10 protein-coding genes are annotated in these 18,332 nt (G+C 66.8%); 1 reads left to right on the top strand and 9 read right to left on the bottom strand.

The window, feature by feature from the left end; genetic code table 11:
- Positions 1-15 precede the first annotated feature (15 nt).
- The 9 genes from K2O50_RS13720 to K2O50_RS13680 all read right to left on the bottom strand — a co-directional run bounded on the left by K2O50_RS13720 (position 16) and on the right by K2O50_RS13680 (position 11,582).
- Positions 16-1,965, bottom strand: a complete 1,950-nt coding sequence (locus tag K2O50_RS13720) for an acetoacetate--CoA ligase (protein ID WP_050705717.1) — start codon at positions 1,963-1,965, stop codon at positions 16-18.
- A 198-nt stretch (positions 1,966-2,163) separates the two neighbouring features.
- The gene (gene hbdH / locus K2O50_RS13715; RefSeq protein WP_050705718.1) at positions 2,164-2,934 is read right to left on the bottom strand and encodes a 3-hydroxybutyrate dehydrogenase; all 771 of its coding nucleotides are present in this window, start codon (positions 2,932-2,934) and stop codon (positions 2,164-2,166) included.
- An 11-nt stretch (positions 2,935-2,945) separates the two neighbouring features.
- Entirely contained in the window at positions 2,946-4,337 is a 1,392-nt protein-coding gene (locus K2O50_RS13710) for a GntP family permease (RefSeq protein ID WP_050705719.1), read from the bottom strand.
- A 278-nt stretch (positions 4,338-4,615) separates the two neighbouring features.
- Positions 4,616-6,001, bottom strand: a complete 1,386-nt coding sequence (locus K2O50_RS13705; RefSeq protein ID WP_050705720.1) for a sigma-54-dependent Fis family transcriptional regulator — start codon at positions 5,999-6,001, stop codon at positions 4,616-4,618.
- 147 nt (positions 6,002-6,148) lie between these two features.
- Positions 6,149-7,165 (bottom strand): ABC transporter permease, encoded by a 1,017-nt coding sequence (locus K2O50_RS13700; RefSeq protein WP_050705721.1) that lies wholly within the window; start codon positions 7,163-7,165, stop codon positions 6,149-6,151.
- Positions 7,165-8,223, bottom strand: a complete 1,059-nt coding sequence (locus K2O50_RS13695) for a microcin C ABC transporter permease YejB (protein ID WP_050705722.1) — start codon at positions 8,221-8,223, stop codon at positions 7,165-7,167. The genes K2O50_RS13700 and K2O50_RS13695 overlap by 1 nt, the downstream gene beginning before the upstream one ends.
- Positions 8,220-10,142 (bottom strand): extracellular solute-binding protein, encoded by a 1,923-nt coding sequence (locus K2O50_RS13690; protein ID WP_052896501.1) that lies wholly within the window; start codon positions 10,140-10,142, stop codon positions 8,220-8,222. Before K2O50_RS13690 ends, K2O50_RS13695 begins: the two co-directional genes overlap by 4 nt.
- A 16-nt stretch (positions 10,143-10,158) precedes the next feature.
- A complete protein-coding gene (locus tag K2O50_RS13685; protein ID WP_023380733.1) occupies positions 10,159-10,440 on the bottom strand; it encodes a peptidylprolyl isomerase in 282 nt (93 codons plus the stop codon).
- A gap of 80 nt (positions 10,441-10,520) precedes the next feature.
- Positions 10,521-11,582, bottom strand: coding sequence for a 3-deoxy-7-phosphoheptulonate synthase (locus tag K2O50_RS13680; RefSeq protein ID WP_050705724.1), 1,062 nt, complete (start codon positions 11,580-11,582; stop codon positions 10,521-10,523).
- Positions 11,583-12,452: 870 nt separating this feature from the next.
- Here K2O50_RS13680 and mnxG point away from each other — a divergent pair.
- Entirely contained in the window at positions 12,453-18,299 is a 5,847-nt protein-coding gene (gene mnxG / locus K2O50_RS13675) for a manganese-oxidizing multicopper oxidase MnxG (RefSeq protein ID WP_050705725.1), read from the top strand.
- The last annotated feature ends 33 nt before the right edge of the window (positions 18,300-18,332 follow it).

Raw genomic sequence — 18,332 nt, 5'->3', positions numbered from 1 at the left:
TGCCTGATGTCACCATCAGCGTAACTCCGGCCGGTCGCGGAACTGTTCCAGCGCCTCGGGGTTGGCCAGGGCATCGGTGTTTTTCACCGGCAGGCCATGCACCACGTTGCGGATCGCCAGCTCCACCAGCTTGCCGCTGAGTGTGCGCGGGATATCGTCGACCTGGGCGATCACCGCCGGCACATGGCGCGGCGTGGTGTACTGGCGGATAACCCGGCGGATGCGCTGGCGCAGGGCATCATCCAGTTGCAGATCGTCGTGCAGGCGCACGAACAGCACCACGCGCACGTCGCCGTGCCAGTCCTGGCCGATGGCCACGCTCTCCAGCACCTCATCGACCTTTTCCACCTGTCGGTAGATCTCCGCGGTGCCGATGCGCACGCCGCCGGGGTTGAGCACGGCATCGGAACGGCCGTGGATCACCAGGCCACCCCCCGGGATCTGCTCGGCATAGTCGCCCTGGCACCAGACCCCCTCGAACTGGCTGAAATACGCGTCATGGTAGCGCCTGCCGTCGTCGTCGCCCCAGAAGCCCAGAGGCATCGAAGGGAAGGGCCGGACACAGACCAGCTCGCCTTTCTCGCCAGTGATCGGCTGCCGCTGTTCGTTCCACACCTCCACCGCCATGCCCAGGCCCTTGCCGGCGATTTCGCCCCGGCGCACCGGCAGCAGCGGGTTGCCGAGCACGAAGCAGGCAACGATATCGGTGCCACCGGACATGGATGCCAGACAGACGTCGGCCTTCACCTTGGCGTAGACATAGTCGTAGCTGTGTGGTGACAGGGGCGAGCCGGTGGAGAGGATCAGCCGCAGGCTGTCGAGGCGGTGGGACTTGGCCGGTTCGACACCGGCCTGCTCCAGCGCGGCGAGGTACTTGGCGCTGGTGCCGAAGGCGTTGATCCCTTCGGCGTCGATCAGATCGAGCAGGCGCTCGGGGCCCGGGTGGAACGGCGAGCCGTCGTACAGCACCAGGGTGGCGCCGACCGCCAGGCCGCTGACCAGCCAGTTCCACATCATCCAGCCGCAGGTGGTGTAGTAGAACAGCACGTCGTCGGCCTTGAGGTCATTGTGCAGGCCGTGTTCCTTCAGGTGTTGCAGCAGCACGCCGCCGGCACGGTGGACGATGCACTTGGGCATGCCGGTGGTGCCGCTGGAGTAGAGGATGTAGAGCGGGTGGTCGAAGGGCAGGGCGGTAAAGCCCAGCGCGCCACCCGGCGTGAAGTACTTGGCCCACAGCGCAGTGCGCTTGCCGCTGAACTCATCGGCGCGGGTCTGCGGCCGAGTATGGGGCACTACCAGCAACAGCTCGACACTGGGGAGCTGGGCCACGACCTGGTTGATCTTTTCCACCTGGTCAATGACCTTGCCGGCGTACTGGTAACCGGCGCAGGCCACCAGCAGCCTGGGCGCGATCTGCCCGAAACGGTCGATGATGCCGTGGGTGCCGAACTCCGGCGAACAGCTCGACCAGACCGCACCAAGGCTGGTGGCGGCGAGCATGGCAACCAATGTTTCCCAGGTGTTGGGCATCACCGCGGCGATACGGTCGCCCGGCTGGATGCCGGCTTGCCTGAAGGCCTGTTGCAGCCCGGCGACCTGGGCGGCCAGCTGGTTGTGGGTGAGGCTGTGGCGGCTGCCGTCCTCGCGCACCGCCACCACGGCCGGGCGGTCGTCGCGGCGTTGCAGCAGATGCTCGGCGACATTCAGGGTGGCGCCGCGGAACCAGCGGGCGTCGGTCATGTGCTTGCCTTCCTCGAGGACGCTGGCCGGTGGTGTGTGCCAGCGCACATGGAAGTACTCGGCCAGGGCCTGCCAGAACTGCGGGCGCTGCTCGATGCTCCAGCGGTGCAGGGCGGCGTAGCTGTCGAGCTGGAGGTTGAAGCGCCGGTTGACTCGGCGGCGGAAGGCTTCCATCCGGCTCGCTTCGATGCGGGTGGTGGAGGGGCGCCAAAGTACGTCGTTCATGCCGGGACCCTCGGTGATTGCTGATCCACCCGCCTCGCACCCCCTGTAGGAGCGGCCTTGTGCCGCGAAAGGGCTGCATCGCAGCCCCAGCCAATGATGTCACATCACCAATCGCCGGGGCCGCGTTGCGGCCCTTTCGCGGCACAAGGCCGCTCCTACACAAAGAGAATGCGCTACCCCGACCATCATTCTAGCCGCTTACTGAGCCAGCCAGCCGCCATCGACATTCCAGGCGGCGCCACGCACCTGGCTGCCGGCCTCGCTGCACAGGAACAACACCAGCTCGCCGAGGTGCCGGGGCGTGACGAAGGCCAGCGAGGGCTGCTTCTCGGCCAGCAGGTCGTGCTGTGCCTGCTGCGCATCGCCCCCATGGGCGGCGCGGTCGTCGATCTGCTTCTGCACCAGCGGGGTCAGCACCCAGCCCGGGCAGATGGCGTTGCAGGTGACGTTGCTGGTGGCGGTCTCCAGGCCGATGACCTTGGTCAGGCCGACCACGCCGTGCTTGGCGGCCACGTACGCGGCCTTGCCGGTGGAGCCCACCAGGCCGTGCACCGAGGCGATGTTGACGATCCGCCCCCAGCCCCGCGCGCGCATGCCCGGCAGGACCAGGCGGCTACCGTGGAACACCGCTGACAGGTTCAGCGCGATGATCTTGTCCCAAGCCTCCACCGGAAACTGCTCGATCGGCGCCACGTGCTGGATGCCGGCGTTGTTGACCAGGATATCGACCGCGCCGAACTCGCGCTCGGCCAGGGCGAACATCTGCTCGATCTGCGCCACGTCGGACAGGTCGGCGGGGTGGTGGGCCACCTTGACCCCGTGCTGCCTGATCTCGGCAATGGCGGCCGCCGGGTCGCCAAAGCCGTTGAGCAGGATATTCGCGCCGGCCTCGGCCAGCACCTGGGCTACTCCTAAGCCGATGCCGCTGGTGGAACCGGTGACCAGTGCGGTCTTGCCTTTGAGCGTCATGCCGTTCTCCTTCATACGATGCCGGTGGCGTAGAACGTGGCGATGACCACGAACACGGCCAGGGTCTTGATCAGGGTAATACCGAAGATGTCCTTGTAGGCCTCGCGGTGGGTCAGCCCGGTCACCGCCAGCAGGGTGATCACCGCGCCGTTGTGTGGCAGGGTGTCCATGCCGCCACTGGCCATGGCGGCGACCCGATGCAGTACCTCCAGCGGGATGTTCGCCGCGTTGGCGGCGGCGATGAAGCTGTCGCTCATGGCCGCCAGGGCGATGCTCATGCCGCCGGAGGCGGAGCCGGTGATGCCGGCCAGCAGGGTGACGGTGATGGCCTCGTTGACCAGCGGGTTGGGGATGCCGCGCAGGGCGTCGGCCAGGACCAGGAAGCCCGGCAGCGAGGCGATCACCGCACCGAAACCGTATTCCGAGGCAGTGTTCATCGCCGCCAGCAGGGCACCGCTCACGGCGCTCTTGGTGCCTTCGGCCAGGCGCTGGCGGATGGTGCCGAAGGCGCACACCAGTACCATCAGGATGCCCACCAGCAGGGCCGCCTGCACCGCCCAGATCGCCGTGAGCTTGGCCACGTCGCTCTGCACTGGCGTGGCCATGCCCGGCAGCTGCAGGGTGTGGCTGGCCCCGTACCACTGCGGAATCCAGTGGGTGAACAGCAGGTTCATCACCCCCACCAGCAGCAGCGGCGCCAGGGCCAGCCACGGGTTGGGCAGATTGATATCGTCGGCGGTTTCCGGCTCGTTGCGCAGGTTGCTGCCGTAGCCTTCGCCCTTGCGCTGGGCCTTGTTGCGCTGGCGTTGCAGGTAGAGCATGCCGGCGCAGAACACGAACAGCGTGCCGATCAGCCCCAGCCAGGGCGCGGCCCAGGCGGTGGTGTTGAAGAAGGTGCTGGGAATGATGTTCTGGATCTGCGGGGTGCCGGGCAGGGCGTCCATGGTGAAGGAGAACGCGCCCAGGGCGATGGTTGCCGGGATCAGCCGCTTGGGGATGTCGCTCTGGCGGAACATCTCGGCGGCGAACGGGTACACCGCGAACACCACCACGAACAGCGACACGCCGCCGTAGGTGAGCAAGGCGCAGACCAGCACGATCACCAGCATGGCCTGGCGGGTGCCGAGCAGGCGGATGGCGGCGGCGACGATCGAGCGCGAGAATCCCGACAGCTCGATCAGTTTGCCGAACACGGCGCCGAGCAGGAATACCGGGAAGTACAGCTTGATGAACCCGACCATTTTCTCCATGAACACCCCGGTGAAGGCCGGGGCCACGGCGGCGGGGTCGGTGAGCAGCACGGCGCCGAGGGCGGCGATGGGGGCGAAGAGGATCACGCTGTAGCCGCGGTAGGCGGCGAGCATCAGCAGGGCCAGGGCAGCGAGGGCGATGAGCACGGTCATCGGGGGGGATCTCCAGGGTGTTGTTTTTATGGTTGCCGGGGAGATAGCGGGAATCGTGCCATATAGTTAACTAATTGATTTTATTGAATAAATATCAATTTTCTGAATTTATTGTCTCTGTTTAGAGATGCACATTGGCTGAAGACCATCGCGGGACAAGCCCGCTCCTACAGGAGGCGGTGTATTTGCGAGTATCACCGATCCCTGTAGGAGCGGGCTTGCCCCGCGATCGAGGGCGCAGCCCTCGCCATAGTCTCTATTTTGAAACGTAAATCTCTTTATTGAGACAAAATACCCAGCGCCACCATTTTCTTGTACAGCGTCGAGCGCCCCAATCCCAATGCCTTTGCCGCCTCCGGCACATTCCCGCCACTGCGTGCCAAGGCCTGCACAATCAGCCCGCGTTCAAACTGCGCACAGGCCTCCCGGTACCCCAACTGCGGTGCCGTCTCGGCCACCGGGCTCAACGGTCCCAGCGCGTTCATCAGATCATGCACGCCCAGTCGTGGCTGGTCCGCCAGCAGGGTCGCCCGTTCCAGCACGTTACGCAGCTCCCGGATATTCCCGGGCCAGGCATGCCGCCCCAACAGCGCCTGGGCATCAGCCTCTAGCTCATATTGGCTGCCCAACTCGGCAAGGATCGCCTCGCACAGCGCCGGCAAGTCCTCCAGGCGTTCACGCAGCGGCGGCACTTGCACCGGCAGCACATTCAGCCGGTAGTACAGGTCGGCGCGGAACGCCCCCCGGGCCATGGCCGCCTGCAGGTCGATGGAGGTGGCGGCGATGACCCGCACATCGCTGCGCAGCATCTGGTTGCTGCCCACCGGCTCGTATTCCTTCTCCTGCAGCACGCGCAACAGCTTGCTCTGCAGGGCCAGGGGCATGTCGCCGATCTCGTCGAGGAACAAGGTGCCACCTTCGGCCAGTTGCAGCTTGCCGCTGCGGCCCTTGCGGTCGGCGCCGGTGAAGGCGCCGGGGGCGGTGCCGAAGAACTCGGCCTCAAGCAATGCCTCGGGGATTGCCGCGCTGTTGATGCTGACGAACGCCTTGTGCGCCCGCGCCGAGGCGGCGTGGATGGCGTGGGCCAGCAGTTCCTTGCCGGTGCCGGTCTCGCCGAGCAGCAGCACCGGCGAGTCGCTGGTCGCGCCGCGGCGGGCGCGGCGCTTGGCCTCGAGGCAGGCGGGGCTGCTGCCGACGAACTGGGCGAAGCTGTAGCGGGCCTGGCGGGCGCGCAACTGGGAGCGGGTCGAGGCCAGTTCCTGCTGCATGCTGGCGTAGCGCTTGAGCAATGGCGACAGGCTGCGCAGTTCGTCGAACAGGGCGAAGCCGATGGCACCGATCAGCGCGCCCTGGTCGTCATGGATCGGCAGGCGCATCACCACCAGCGGCTCGTTCGGCGTATCGAGCATGTCCAGCAGGATCGGCTTGCCGTTGCTCACCACCTCGCGCATCAGGCTGCCGGGGATCACCGTCTCGCAGGGCTGGCCAATGGCGCTGGCGGCATCCTGCAGGCCGAAACGCCGGGCATAGCGCTCGTTCATCCAGACGATGCGCGCCTGGCGGTCGACGATCACCGTGCCTTCGCTGGATTGCTCGATGATCTCGAACAGCGAGCGGATGGCCAGTTGGCGGACCTGGGGGTAGTCCTTGAGGTTGTCGTGCATGGAAGGGATACCCATAGTCGAAATGTATGCCGAACATGTAGGAGCGGCCTTGCGCCGCGAAAGGGCCGCACAGCGGCCCCGGCTATTCTTGCCTGCCTCCAGATCGCTGGGGCCGCTTTGCGTCCCTTTCGCGGCGCAAGGCCGCTCCTACATGCGGGGATCAAACGCCTCGCGCAGCGCATCGCCGATGAATACCAGCAACGACAGGATCAACGCCAGGGCAAAGAACGCGGTAAAGCCCAGCCACGGCGCCTCGAGGTGTTGCTTGCCCTGGGTCACCAGCTCGCCCAGCGAGGCGCTGCCGGCGGGCATGCCGAAGCCGAGAAAATCCAGCGCGGTGAGGGTAGTGATCGCCCCGGTGAGCATGAACGGTACATAGGTCAGGGTCGCGTTCAGGGCGTTGGGCAGGATATGCCGCAGCATCACCTGGGTGTCCGAAAGCCCCAGGGCCCGGGCCGCCTTGACGTACTCCAGGTTGCGCCCTCGGAGGAATTCGGCGCGCACCACATCGACCAGGGTCAGCCAGGAGAACAGCGCCATGATCCCCAGCAGCCACCAGAAGTCCGGCTCGACGAACCCCGACAGGATGATCAAGAGGTACAGCACCGGCAAGCCCGACCACACCTCCAGCAATCGCTGGCCGAGCAAATCCACCCAGCCGCCGTGGTAGCCCTGCAGAGCACCGGCCGTGACGCCGATCAGCACGCTGAGCAGGGTCAGGGCGAAGGCGAACAGCAGCGAGACACGCGCGCCGTACAACACTCGTGCCAGCACGTCGCGGCCCTGGTCGTCGGTGCCCAGCCAGTTGCTCGCGCTGGGCGGGCTGGGGGTGGGGACCTGCAGGTCGTAGTTGGGGGTATCGGCGCTGAACGGGATCGGCGCGAACAGCATCCATCCCTCCTGGCCCTCGATCAACTGGCGCACGTACTGGCTGCGGTAGTCGGGCTGGAACGGCAGCTGCCCGCCGAACTGCTGCTCGGTGTAGCGCTTGAGCGCCGGCGTGTACAGCTCGCCCTGGTAGCCCAGCAGCAAGGGCTTGTCATTGGCCACCAGCTCCGCGCCCAGGCTTAGCAGCAACAATCCAGCGAACAGCCACAGTGAGATCCAGCCGCGGCGGTTGTCGCGAAAACGCAGCAGGCGCCGCCGAGCGATGGGCGAGAACATCAGCGGCCCCTCGCGTCGAAGTCGATGCGCGGGTCGAGCACCGTGTAGCACAGGTCGCCCAGCAGGCGGATCAGCAGCCCGGCCAGGGTGAAGATGAACAACGTGCCGAACACCACCGGGTAGTCCCGCGACACCGCCGCCTCGTAGCTCATGCGCCCGAGGCCGTCGAGGGAGAAGATCACCTCGATCAGCAGGGAACCGGCGAAGAACACCGTGATCAGCGCCTGGGGCAGGCCGGCCACCACCAGCAGCATGGCGTTGCGCAGCACATGGCCGTAGAGCACCCGGCGCTCGCTCAGGCCCTTGGCCCGGGCCGTGACCACGTACTGGCGGGCGATCTCATCGAGGAAGGCGTTCTTGGTCAGCAGCGTGAGGGTGGCGAAGCCGCCGATCACCAGCGCGCCAACCGGCAGCACCAGGTGCCAGAAGTAGTCGGCGACCTTGCCCAGCAGACTGAGCTGGTCGAAGTCTTCCGAGACCAGGCCGCGAACCGGGAACCAGTTGAGCGAGGTGCCGCCGGCGAACAGCACGATCAGCAGCAGGGCGAACAGGAACGAGGGCAGGGCATAGCCGATCACGATCAGCGCGCTGGTCCAGGCGTCGAAACGGCTGCCATGGCGTACCGCCTTGCGGATGCCCAGCGGGATCGACACCAGGTAGGTGATCAGCGTGGCCCAGAAGCCCAGCGACAGGGTTACCGGCAGCTTCTGCACGATCAGCTCGGTGACCGTGGCGCCGCGAAAGAAGCTCTGGCCGAAGTCCAGCCGTGCATACTGGCCGAGCATCAGCCACAACCGTTCGGGCGCGGACTTGTCGAAACCGTACTGGCGCTTGATCTCCTCGATCAGCTTCGGGTCCAGGCCGCGGGTCGCGCGCGATTCGCCCTGTACCGCCTCGACGCGGGCGCCCGGCGCGCCGCCGCCGATGCCCTGCAGGCGCGCCACGGCCTGCTCCACCGGCCCGCCGGGCGCGGCCTGGACGATGGCGAAGTTCACCAGCAGGATGGCCAGCAAGGTGGGGATGATCAGCAGCAGGCGGCGCAGGATGTAGGTGGTCATGGCGCGCTCCGCAGGCGCTCGGCCATCTGCGTGTTGGTCAGCGCCCGGGGGCTGACTTCCCACCAGGTGTCCAGGCCTTCGTCATAGGCCGGCTGTACCTTGGGCAGGCCGAAGCGGTTCCACCACACCGTCGAGCTGCCCGGCGGGTAGTAGTTGGGAATCCAGTAGTAATTCCATTGCAGCACCCGGTCCAGGGCGCGGGCGTGGCGCAGCATGTCGGCCTGGCTGGTGGCGCGCACCAGGCCCTCGAGCAGGCGGTCCACCGCCGGGTCCTTGAGCACCATCAGGTTGTTCGAGCCCGGGTCGTTGGCTGCGGCGGAGCCGAAATAGTTGTACTGCTCGCTGCCCGGCGACAGGGTTACCGGGTAGCCGGTGACGATCATGTCGTAGTCGCGGGCCATCACGCGGTTGACGTACTGGGCTGAGTCGACGTTGCGGATGTTCAGCTCGACGCCGATCTGTGCGAGGTTGCGCTTCCACGGCAGCAGCAGGCGTTCCAGGCCCGACTGGCCATTGAGGAAGGTGAAGCTCAGCGGCTGGCCCTGGGCGTTGACCAGCCGATCACCCTGGGGATGCCAGCCGGCGTCCTGCAGCAACGCCAGCGCCTGCAGTTGCTGCTGGCGGATGATGCCGGAGCCGTCGGTGACCGGCGCGCTGAAAACCCGGCTGAACACTTCGTCCGGTACCTGGCCGCGCAGCGGCTCGAGCAGCTTGAGCTCCTCGGCGTCGGGCAGGGCGCGGGCGGCCAGAGGTGTGTTGGAGTAGAGGCTCTGCTGGCGGATGTACATATTGCGCATCATCTGCCGGTTGCTCCACTCGAAGTCCCAGAGCATGCCCAGGGCCTGGCGCACACGGCGGTCCTTGAATTGCGGCTGGTCCAGGTTGAACACGAAGCCCTGGGCGATCTGCGGTTTGGCCGGGGCGAGGTGGGCGCGCTGCAGGCGCCCGTCATCCAGCGGGGCACCGTTGTAGCCGAGGGTGTAGGCGGTAGCGGAGTACTCGCGGTTGTAATCGTAGCCTCCGCCCTTGAGTACCTGGCGGGCCACCTCGGTGTCGCCGAAGAATTCGACGCCGATGCGGGCGAAGTTGTACAGCCCGCGGACGGCCGGCAGATCCCGCGCCCACCAGCTCGCATCGCGCACGAAGGTAATGCTGCGGCCGTTGTCGATCCTGCCGATGCGGTAAGGGCCGCTACCGACCGGCTTGTCGAAGCCGGCGCCGTTGGCGAAGTCGCGTTGCTGCCAGTCGTGCTCGGGCAGCACCGGTAGGCCGGCAAGCTCCAGGGGCAGGGTACGGCCATGGGGTTGCTTGAAGTCGAAGCGCACCTGGCGAGGGCCTTCGACCGTGACCGCGGCGACATCGGCGAACTGGGTGCGAAACTTGAGGCTGCCCTGGTTCATCAGCCGCTCGTAGCTGAAGCGTACGTCTTCGGCCCGTACCGGCTTGCCGTCGGCGAAGGTGGCGCGCGGGTCGAGGTAGAAGCGCAGCCAGGCATCGTCGGGGCCACGCTCCATGCGCTGGGCGATCAGGCCATAGACGGTGTAGGGCTCATCGAGCGAGCGCACGGCCAGCGGTGCGTACAGCCAGCCATCGACCTGGCTGACGCCGATGCCTTTGTCGATGTAGGGCAGGATATGGTCGAAGTTGCCGATCTCGATGGCCGAGCGGCGCAGGCTGCCGCCCTTGGGGGCGTCGGGGTTGACGTAGTCGAAGTGGTCGAAATTCGCGGGGTAGCGCGGGGCTTCGGCGTAGACGGTGAGGGCGTGGGTGGGGGCGGCGTGGGCTAACGAGAGCGAGCAACACAGGATCATGCCACACAGCACCTGTGGGAGCGGGTTTACCCGCGAATGCGTCAGCTCAGGCAACGATGTTGCATGTGCGGGCGCATTCGCGGGTAAACCCGCTCCCACAGGGGACATCATCGCCTGCGATGACTTAGTCCTGACGACTGGTCACTTCCAGCAGGTGATAGCCGAACTGGGTCTTGACCGGGCCCTGGACGACATTCAGCGGCGCGCTGAAGACCACGGTGTCGAACTCGCGAACCATCTGGCCCGGGCCGAACGAGCCCAGGTCACCGCCCTGGCGGCTGGACGGGCAGGTGGAGTTGGCCTTGGCGACTTCGGCGAAGTCGGCGCCGGCTTCGATCTGTGCTTTGAGTTCGTTGCACTTCTCTTCGCTGGAAACCAGGATGTGACGGGCGGTGGCTCGGGCCATGGGTACTGTTCCTTGGAGGTCGAAAAGGCAAGCCTAGCGCACTTGTTCGTGCCGTGTCTCGCAAGGCTTGCCATAGAGGCCTACAGGCGAGCGGCGGCTTCGCGCAGCAGGGCCTCGGTCGCCTCCCAGCCCAGGCAGCCGTCGGTGATCGACACGCCGTACTTCAGCGCGCCCTTGCCCAGGGCCTGGCAGCCATCGAACAGGTGCCCTTCGAGCATCACCCCGACCAGCGAACGGTCGCCGGCCAGGCGCTGGGCCAGCACGTCCTCGAACACCGCCGGCTGGCGAGCCGGGTCCTTGCCGCTGTTGGCGTGGCTGCAGTCGACCATGATCCGTGGCGCCAGACCTGCCTTGGCCAGCCCCTGGCGGGCCAGGGCGACGCTCTGGGCGTCGTAGTTCGGCCCCTTGTGCCCGCCACGCAGCACCAGGTGAGTATCGGGGTTGCCCAGGGTCTCGATGATCGCCGGGTGGCCCTGGGCGTCCATGCCGAAGTGGCGGTGTGGGTGGGCGGCGCTGCGCATGGCGTCGCAGGCGATGCCGATACCGCCGTCGGTGCCGTTCTTGAAGCCGACCGGCAGTTCCAGGCCGCTGACCATCTCGCGGTGGATCTGCGACTCGGTGGTGCGCGCGCCGATGGCGGCCCAGCCCAGCAGGTCGTCGAAGTAGCCGGCGGCCATCGGCTGCAGCAGCTCGGTGGCGATCGGCAGGCCGCGTTCGAGCATGCCCAGCATCAGGCCGCGAGACAGGGCGATGCCGGCGTGCATGTCGTCGCTGCCATCGAGGTGCGGATCGTAGGTCAGGCCTTTCCAGCCCACGGTGGTGCGTGGTTTTTCCACGTAGGCGCGCATCACCAGCAGCAGCTTGTCGTCGACTTCGCGGCTGAGCGCGGCCAGGCGGTCGGCGTATTCGAGGGCCGAGCGCGGGTCATGGATCGAGCACGGGCCGACCACCACCAGCAGACGTTCGTCGCGGCCTTCGAGGATGGCGCGGATCGCCTGGCGGTGAGCATGGACTTGCTGGGTGAGTTCGTTGGACAGCGGCATCTGCTGCTTGAGCAGGTGCGGGCTGGGCAGGCGCTGGCTGACGGTGGTGTTGGCAGCGTGCGGCTGAGTCAGGGGCAGGGCGAGGTTCGAGGCTTGCATGGCGTTTTTTCCCTGGGCGGACGGCGGGTTCTGGCCCGCGTCGTCGGCCCTATCGAGGTGTTCGACTGATCGTCAAATGGGGTGTCTGTGCGGCATTGCCACCGGGAATCGACCGAACGGAGGCGGCAGGCTGGCCCGAACGGAACTGGCTAAATCGCCATGCGAAGGTGCGGTAATAGGTGGTGTAGTTCATGTCGCTGTCCTCAAGGTAATCGGTATGTTTCGTAGGTCCGGAAAAGCAAAACCCCCGGTCGGGGAGCCGACCGGGGGTTTGAGTATTCTCATGTTCGGCGGCCCCTCGAAGGTGGGCGCCGGATGGGTCATCGGCGCCTAGTGGCTAAACCAATACCCAAAATAAAAGCTGGCAACGGCGTTACGACCGGCAACGGCCAGCACGCGGTGCGCGGAGCGACCGGTGTGGTTGGCGTGGTTGCAGGTTTGTTTCGACATGTTGCTCTCCAGTGATTGAGGCCGAGCTTACTGCACCTTTGCGCGTGTGTTCAATCACTAAATGCTATCGATTCGATAGCGTGGGAGCGGCGCACAGGTACTACGCCAACCTGTAGGAGCGGCCTTGTGCCGCGAAAGGGCCGCAAAGCGGCCCCGGCAATATCTGCTTGATGCACAAATCGCGGGGGCGCTTCGCACCCCTTTCGCGGCACAAGGCCGCTCCTACAGAGATCACGCTGGTTGAGAAATCTCAGTAAGACAGTTGCTCCCAGGCTGTTCCAGCAAAGCCCCCCAGTTAAGGGTGAAAGCGCCCAGCTCATCCTTCCTATTTCTCGCAAGCATTTGATTAAAAACAACTAAATTCCTGGCACAAGCCTTGCTCACCTCCCCGCAGTATCCCTGTGTCCCCGGAGGTGCCCCATGTCGACCACTCGTAAAGGCCCGGTCCTGTCCACCGTCCTGCTGGCCCTGCTGGGCTGGCAGGTTTCCAGCGAGGCCGCGGTGCAGTGCCAGCGCACGCTGGTGGCCAACGTGGTGGCGCTGGATCAGCCACTGATGTTCAACCGCCTCGGCGCGCAGAACGCCAACGGCATGATGTACGCCCTGCGCCAGGACGTGGTGGACGAGCACCAGGTGCCCTTGAGCAAGGGCGGCGCCGCGGTACCGGGCAAGGTCACCCTGCGCCCGGACAAGCGCCCGCGGCCGATCGTGCTGCGGGTGGCCGCCGGTGACTGCCTGACGGTCAACCTGACCAACCTGCTGGCCTACCAGGCCAACCCCAACAAGCACGGCATCGACCACGACGAAACCGAAGTCGAAGGCGAGGAAGAAGAGGGCGCCGAGGTCGAGAACGAAGGCGGCGAGCACTTCGTTGCCGACGAGCAGGTCACCGACCGTCATGTCGGCTTCCAGGTCAATGGTCTGCAGGCGGTCAACAGCATCGGCGACATCGCCGCCAACACCGGGCGCAACGGCAACTTCCTGGTCGCTCCGGGCGGCACCCGCAGCTACACCCTGTACGCCGAGCGCGAAGGGGCGTTCGCCGTCACCAGCCAGGGCGCCACCTTTGGCGGCCAGGGCGGCGCCGGCAACGTCGCCAACGGCCTGTTCGGCCAGGTGGTGGTGGTGCCCAAGGCCGGGCGTACCTACCGCAACACCCTGACCGAGGAAGAGATGCGCCTGGCCACCACCGGGCGCACGGCCACCGGCCAGCCGGTGATCGACTACCACGCCCGCTACCCCAACGCCGAGCCGTGGATCGCCGAGGGCAAGGCCGGCAAGCCGATCATCGCCATGCTCGACGGCAACGAGATCCTCAGCAGCGAGACTGATGCCATCGTCATGGGCCCCAACCCCGACGGCAGCTTCCCGGCCAGCACTTATCCGCTGGAAAGCGTCGGCAAGCGCAACCCGGCGCTGCCCAACCGACTGGAAGCCTTCCGCGACTTCGCCTCGCAGTTCGCCGACGAGGTGGCCGCCACCCAGGCCTTCCCCGCCTACTGGGCGGACCCTGTCATGGGCCATGTACTCGAGCCGACCCGCGACTCGTTCATGATCAACTACGGCTCCGGTGGCATGGGCGCCGAGGTGGTGGCCAACCGCCTGGGCGTGGGGCCGATGCATGACTGCCTGTCGTGCGCCTACGAGGAGTTCTTCCTCAGCGCCCACACCGTGGGCGATATCGGCACCCTGGTGGATATCCCGGCCAACGTCGGGCTGGAGAACATCCGCCCTGGCCAGACGCCGCCGGCCAGCGCCACCGGGGTCAAGGCGACCATGGCCCTGTACCCGGCCGAGCCCGCCAACGTGCACCACAGCTACATCGGCGACTTCACCAAGTTCCGCAACACCCACAACGGCCACGAGCAGCACATTTTCCACCTGCACGGGCACCAATGGCTGTTCAACCCCAACGACGATAACTCCGACTACATCGACGCCCAGGGCATCGGCCCGGGGGTGGGCTACACCTACGAGATCGCCAACGGCGGCTCGGGCAACCGCAACCGGGTGGCGGGCGATGCCATCTACCATTGCCACTTCTATCCGCACTTCGCCCAGGGCATGTGGGCCATGTGGCGGGTGCACGACGTGTTCGAGCCAGGCACCCGATTGGAGGTCAGCGGCGAGGGCGCCAACGGCTTCCACAGCACGCCGTTCGCCCTGCGCAATGGCAAGCCGGCCCAGGGCGCCCGGGCGCTGCCGGACGGCGAGATCATCGCCGGCACGCCGATTCCGGCCATCGTGCCGCTGCCGGGCAAGGCCATGGCGCCGATGCCGGGCAAGGTGACCGTGGTGCCCAAGCTGTCCGAGACCCTGGTCGCCGGTCGTGACGATGAAGAAGAGGAGGAGGGCGACGACCATCCGAACGCGCCAGCCACCCCGCGTGCCGTCGGCTCCCTGGCCCTGGTCGACCGCAGCGAGACCAATCGCAACGCCGATGGCAGCCTGAAGAACCCCGGCTACCCGTTCTGGATCGGCGGCATGGAAAGCAGCGTCGGCCAGCGCCCACCGACCCCGCCGCTGGACATGCTCGACCCGGCCCTGGCCCGCCAGCTCAAGGACAGCGGCAAGGCGCTGTGGGCCAACCTCGACCCCAACCAGGTCGATGGCTGGGACGGCGGCCTTGGTCGCCACGCGCTGGACGGCGTATCGGCCGGCGGCGAGGCGGTGACCACCACCACCAAGCTGGATTTCTCCAAGGTGGTGCACAAGGCCAAGCCGATCTACCTGCCCGAGGAGGGCACCGAGGTCGAGCAGGCCGCCATGCAGTTCCACGCCAAGGCCGAGCACCCGAGCTTTGCCCTGATCCCCGGCAGCGCGCCGGTGGCCAAGGCCTTCCGCACCAACGGCGCCCTGCCCACGGCGGGGGCGCCGTTCTACGAGCCCTGCATGGACGACCGTGGCAAGCGCCTGACCCAGTCCTCGGGTGTCGGCGAGTTCTTCAGCGGTGAGAACCTCAGCGGCATGAGTTTCCGCGGCTCGTCCACCTTCACCGCCGACCGCCCGCGCATCTACAAGGCGGCCAACATCCAGTTCGACGCGGTGTACAACAAGGTCGGCTACCACTTCCCGCAGGCGCGCATCCTCGCCCTGTGGGAGGACGCCTGGCCGGTGATCACCAAGCAGCGCCCGCCGGAGCCGCTGGTGATGCGCATGAACACCTTCGACTGCACCCAGTACGTGCACACCAACCTGATTCCGTCGTTCTACGAGATGGATGACTACCAGGTGCGCACACCGACCGACGTGATTGGCCAGCACATCCACCTACCCAAGTGGGACCTGACCGCCGCGGACGGCTCGGCCAACGGCTGGAACTACGAAGACGGCATCCTCTCGCCCGGCAGTGTGGTCGAGCGCGTGCATGCCATCCGCAGCTTCAATAATTGCACCGAGGGCGATGCCCGCGACGGTACCGCCGCGTGCCCGAAAGCCAAACAGCATCCGTACTTCGGGCGTTTCGGCCGTGCCGACTGGCTCGGCGCGCGCACCGCCATGCAACGCTGGTTCGCCGACCCGCTGGTGAACGTGCACAACGTCGACCGTGGCCTGGGCACCATCTTCACCCATGACCACCTTGGCCCATCGACCCACCAGCAACTCGGGCTGTACGCGACCGTGCTGGCCGAGCCCGCCGGTTCCACCTGGTACCACGCCGAGACCGGCGAGCAGCTGTACAACCCGGCCACCCGCCAGGACGGCGGCCCGACCTCGTGGCAGGCGGTGATCCAGACCGGCGACCACGACGGCGACGGCAAGAACGACAGCTATCGCGAGTTCTTCCTCGAGTACAGCGACTTCCAGCACGCCTATGAGGCCGGCGTGTATGTGGGGGCCGGCCCCAACGGCATACCCGATGGCCAGGCCTATCCAGCCACCGCCGACAGCTTCCGCTACGCCATCAACCCGCCGGTGCGGCAGAAAGCCTCGACGCTGCTCGAGTCGGTGGTCGAGTCCCGAGGCGGGCTGAGCCCGGGCTGTCCGACGCGGCCGTGCCCGCAGGCGATCTCGGTGGATGATCCGGGCATGTTCGTCGTCAACTACCGCAACGAGCCGTTGGCCCTGCGCGTGTTCGACCCGAACAAGGTCGGCCCGGACGGCAAGCGCGGCATGCAGGCCGACGGCCTGGGCGGCGACCTGGCCTATGCCATGCAGAGCCGCACCGACCGCGCCATCCCGGCGATGAACCTGGCGCCTTCGGCGATCACCCAGGCCACTGGCCCCACCGGCGGCACCACGCTGTTCCCACCGCACGTCAACAAGGGCACCGAGCCGGGCGACCCGTTCACCCCGTTGCTGCGCACCTATTCCGGCGACAACGTGCGCCTGCGCATGCACGCCGGCGGCCATGAGGAGGAGCACAACGTCACCCTGCACGGCGTGAAGTGGCTGCAGAACGGCTCGGGCTTCGGCAACAGCTCCAACTCGGGGTGGAAGTCGTCGCAGATGGTGGGCATTTCCGAGCAGCTCGGGTTCATGGCCCCGGTGTCCATGATCTCCAGCTCCGCCGCCACCAACGGCGACTACCTGTACTCGCTGGACGCCGCGCTGGAAGGCTATTGGAACGGCATCTGGGGCATCATGCGCAACTACACCGCCCAGCGCGCCGACCTGTTCGCCCTGCCGAACAACCCGCAGCCGGTGGCCATGCGCAACACCGTAAACTTCGACGGCATCTGCCCGAAAACCACGGCCAACGCCAATGGCATCGGCACCCGGCCGACGGTCAAACGCAGTTACGAGATCGTCGCGGCCCTGGCCAACGACATCCTCGAGAATCGTCACGGGGTCAGCATCAGTGACCCGGCCGGTATTGGCCAGCACGTCGGCGGCGCGCTCAAGGCCAATGGCGGCACCCTGGTGTTCAACAGCCGCAAGGTCGATATCCCCATGGCCACGGTCACCGACGAAGAGGACGGCGCGACCTTCACCGTCGGCGGCCACAGCTCGCCATTGCACGACCCGACCGCGGTGCTCTACGTGCGCAAGGCCGACCTCGATACCAGCACCGGCAAGCTCAAGGCCGGCGTGCCGGTCGAGCCCCTGGTGCTGCGCGCCAATGCCGGTGACTGCATCAGCATCACCCTGGAGAACCGCCTGCCGCTGATGATGCCGGATCTGCCCAGCAGCGCGGTGATGCAGAACGTGGTCAAGCGCGACCGGGCCGGCGGCGAGGGCTCCACGGCGTTCAACAACAACCTGATGCGCCCGTCCAGCCATGTCGGCCTGCATGCGCAACTGCTGGCTTACGACATCACCAAGTCGGACGGCGTCAACGTCGGCCTCAACCCGGTGCAGACCGTGCCGCCGCGCGCCGGCGCCAGCGGCGCCTACCCGAGCCGGGTGTACCAGTACTACGCCGGGCACCTGGAGCGTGAAGGCAAGCCGGTGCTGCAACTGGGCCGCACGGTGGACAACATCAACACCACGGCCATCGAGTTCGGCGGCCTCAACCTGACCCCGGCGGATGTCATCAAGCAGCCGCAAAAGGGCCTGGTGGGCGCCATGAGCGTATTGCCGCAGAGCGCGACCTGGACTGAGGACAACGCCAGCCGCGCCCAGGCCACGGTGAAGGTCAGCGGCCAGCCCGACTACCGCGACTTCGTCACCGTGTGGCAGCGCTCGCTGAACATGCGCTGGGCCGATGGCCGGCCGGTGGAGGGTATCGCCACCGAGGGCAATGGCGTGCCCGGTGATCCGAAGGACAACGGCAACATGGCGATGAACTACAAGACCGAGCCGCTGTGGCTACGCTTCGGCCTGGCGCCGGACGCGCCGTTCGGCCATGCCGACGGCTTCGGCTTCGCCGATGTGCCGAACGCCCACATGGCCTACAGCAACGCCCTGGTCGGTGGCGACCCGCAGACTCCGGTGCTCTGGGCCAGGCCGGGCCAGCCTGCGCGTAGCCATGTGCTGATGCCCAGCGGCGGCAGCCGCGGCATCACCTACCAGCTCGACGGGCACCTGTGGCCGCTGCACAACTACCAGGCCGAGAAGAGCGATGTGCACGGCTACCCCATGGGCCTGCCGGGCATCGGCTCGGTGCGTTACGGCTATAACCCGATGGCGATGTACGTGGGGGCGCAGGAGAGCGTGCTGCCGGCGGCGCACTTCAGCTTCATGCTGCCCAGCGCCGGGGGGGCCAACGCGGTGCCGGGGGATTATCTGTTCCGCGACTATGCCGCCTATGGCAATGCCTCGGGGCTGTGGGGGATCCTGCGGGTGACCAACGAAGCGCCGCCGGCCACCGCACCGGCGCAGTGACGGGGGCCGGGCTTGGTGCAGGGCGTTCAGCAG

The organism is Pseudomonas sp. 2hn (genome assembly GCF_019646095.1).
Lineage (GTDB): Bacteria > Pseudomonadota > Gammaproteobacteria > Pseudomonadales > Pseudomonadaceae > Aquipseudomonas > Aquipseudomonas peradeniyensis.
The sequence above is the reverse complement of the archived record's forward strand: the minus strand, read 5'-3'. Positions and strand labels throughout refer to the sequence as shown.

Coding starts and splice junctions, on each gene's coding strand:
- K2O50_RS13720 (WP_050705717.1), bottom strand. CDS start 1,965: ATGAACGACGTACTTTGGCGCCCCTCCACCACCCGCATCGAAGCGAGC.
- hbdH (WP_050705718.1), bottom strand. CDS start 2,934: ATGACGCTCAAAGGCAAGACCGCACTGGTCACCGGTTCCACCAGCGGC.
- K2O50_RS13710 (WP_050705719.1), bottom strand. CDS start 4,337: ATGACCGTGCTCATCGCCCTCGCTGCCCTGGCCCTGCTGATGCTCGCC.
- K2O50_RS13705 (WP_050705720.1), bottom strand. CDS start 6,001: ATGCACGACAACCTCAAGGACTACCCCCAGGTCCGCCAACTGGCCATC.
- K2O50_RS13700 (WP_050705721.1), bottom strand. CDS start 7,165: ATGTTCTCGCCCATCGCTCGGCGGCGCCTGCTGCGTTTTCGCGACAAC.
- K2O50_RS13695 (WP_050705722.1), bottom strand. CDS start 8,223: ATGACCACCTACATCCTGCGCCGCCTGCTGCTGATCATCCCCACCTTG.
- K2O50_RS13690 (WP_052896501.1), bottom strand. CDS start 10,142: ATGTCCCCTGTGGGAGCGGGTTTACCCGCGAATGCGCCCGCACATGCA.
- K2O50_RS13685 (WP_023380733.1), bottom strand. CDS start 10,440: ATGGCCCGAGCCACCGCCCGTCACATCCTGGTTTCCAGCGAAGAGAAG.
- K2O50_RS13680 (WP_050705724.1), bottom strand. CDS start 11,582: ATGCAAGCCTCGAACCTCGCCCTGCCCCTGACTCAGCCGCACGCTGCC.
- mnxG (WP_050705725.1), top strand. CDS start 12,453: ATGTCGACCACTCGTAAAGGCCCGGTCCTGTCCACCGTCCTGCTGGCC.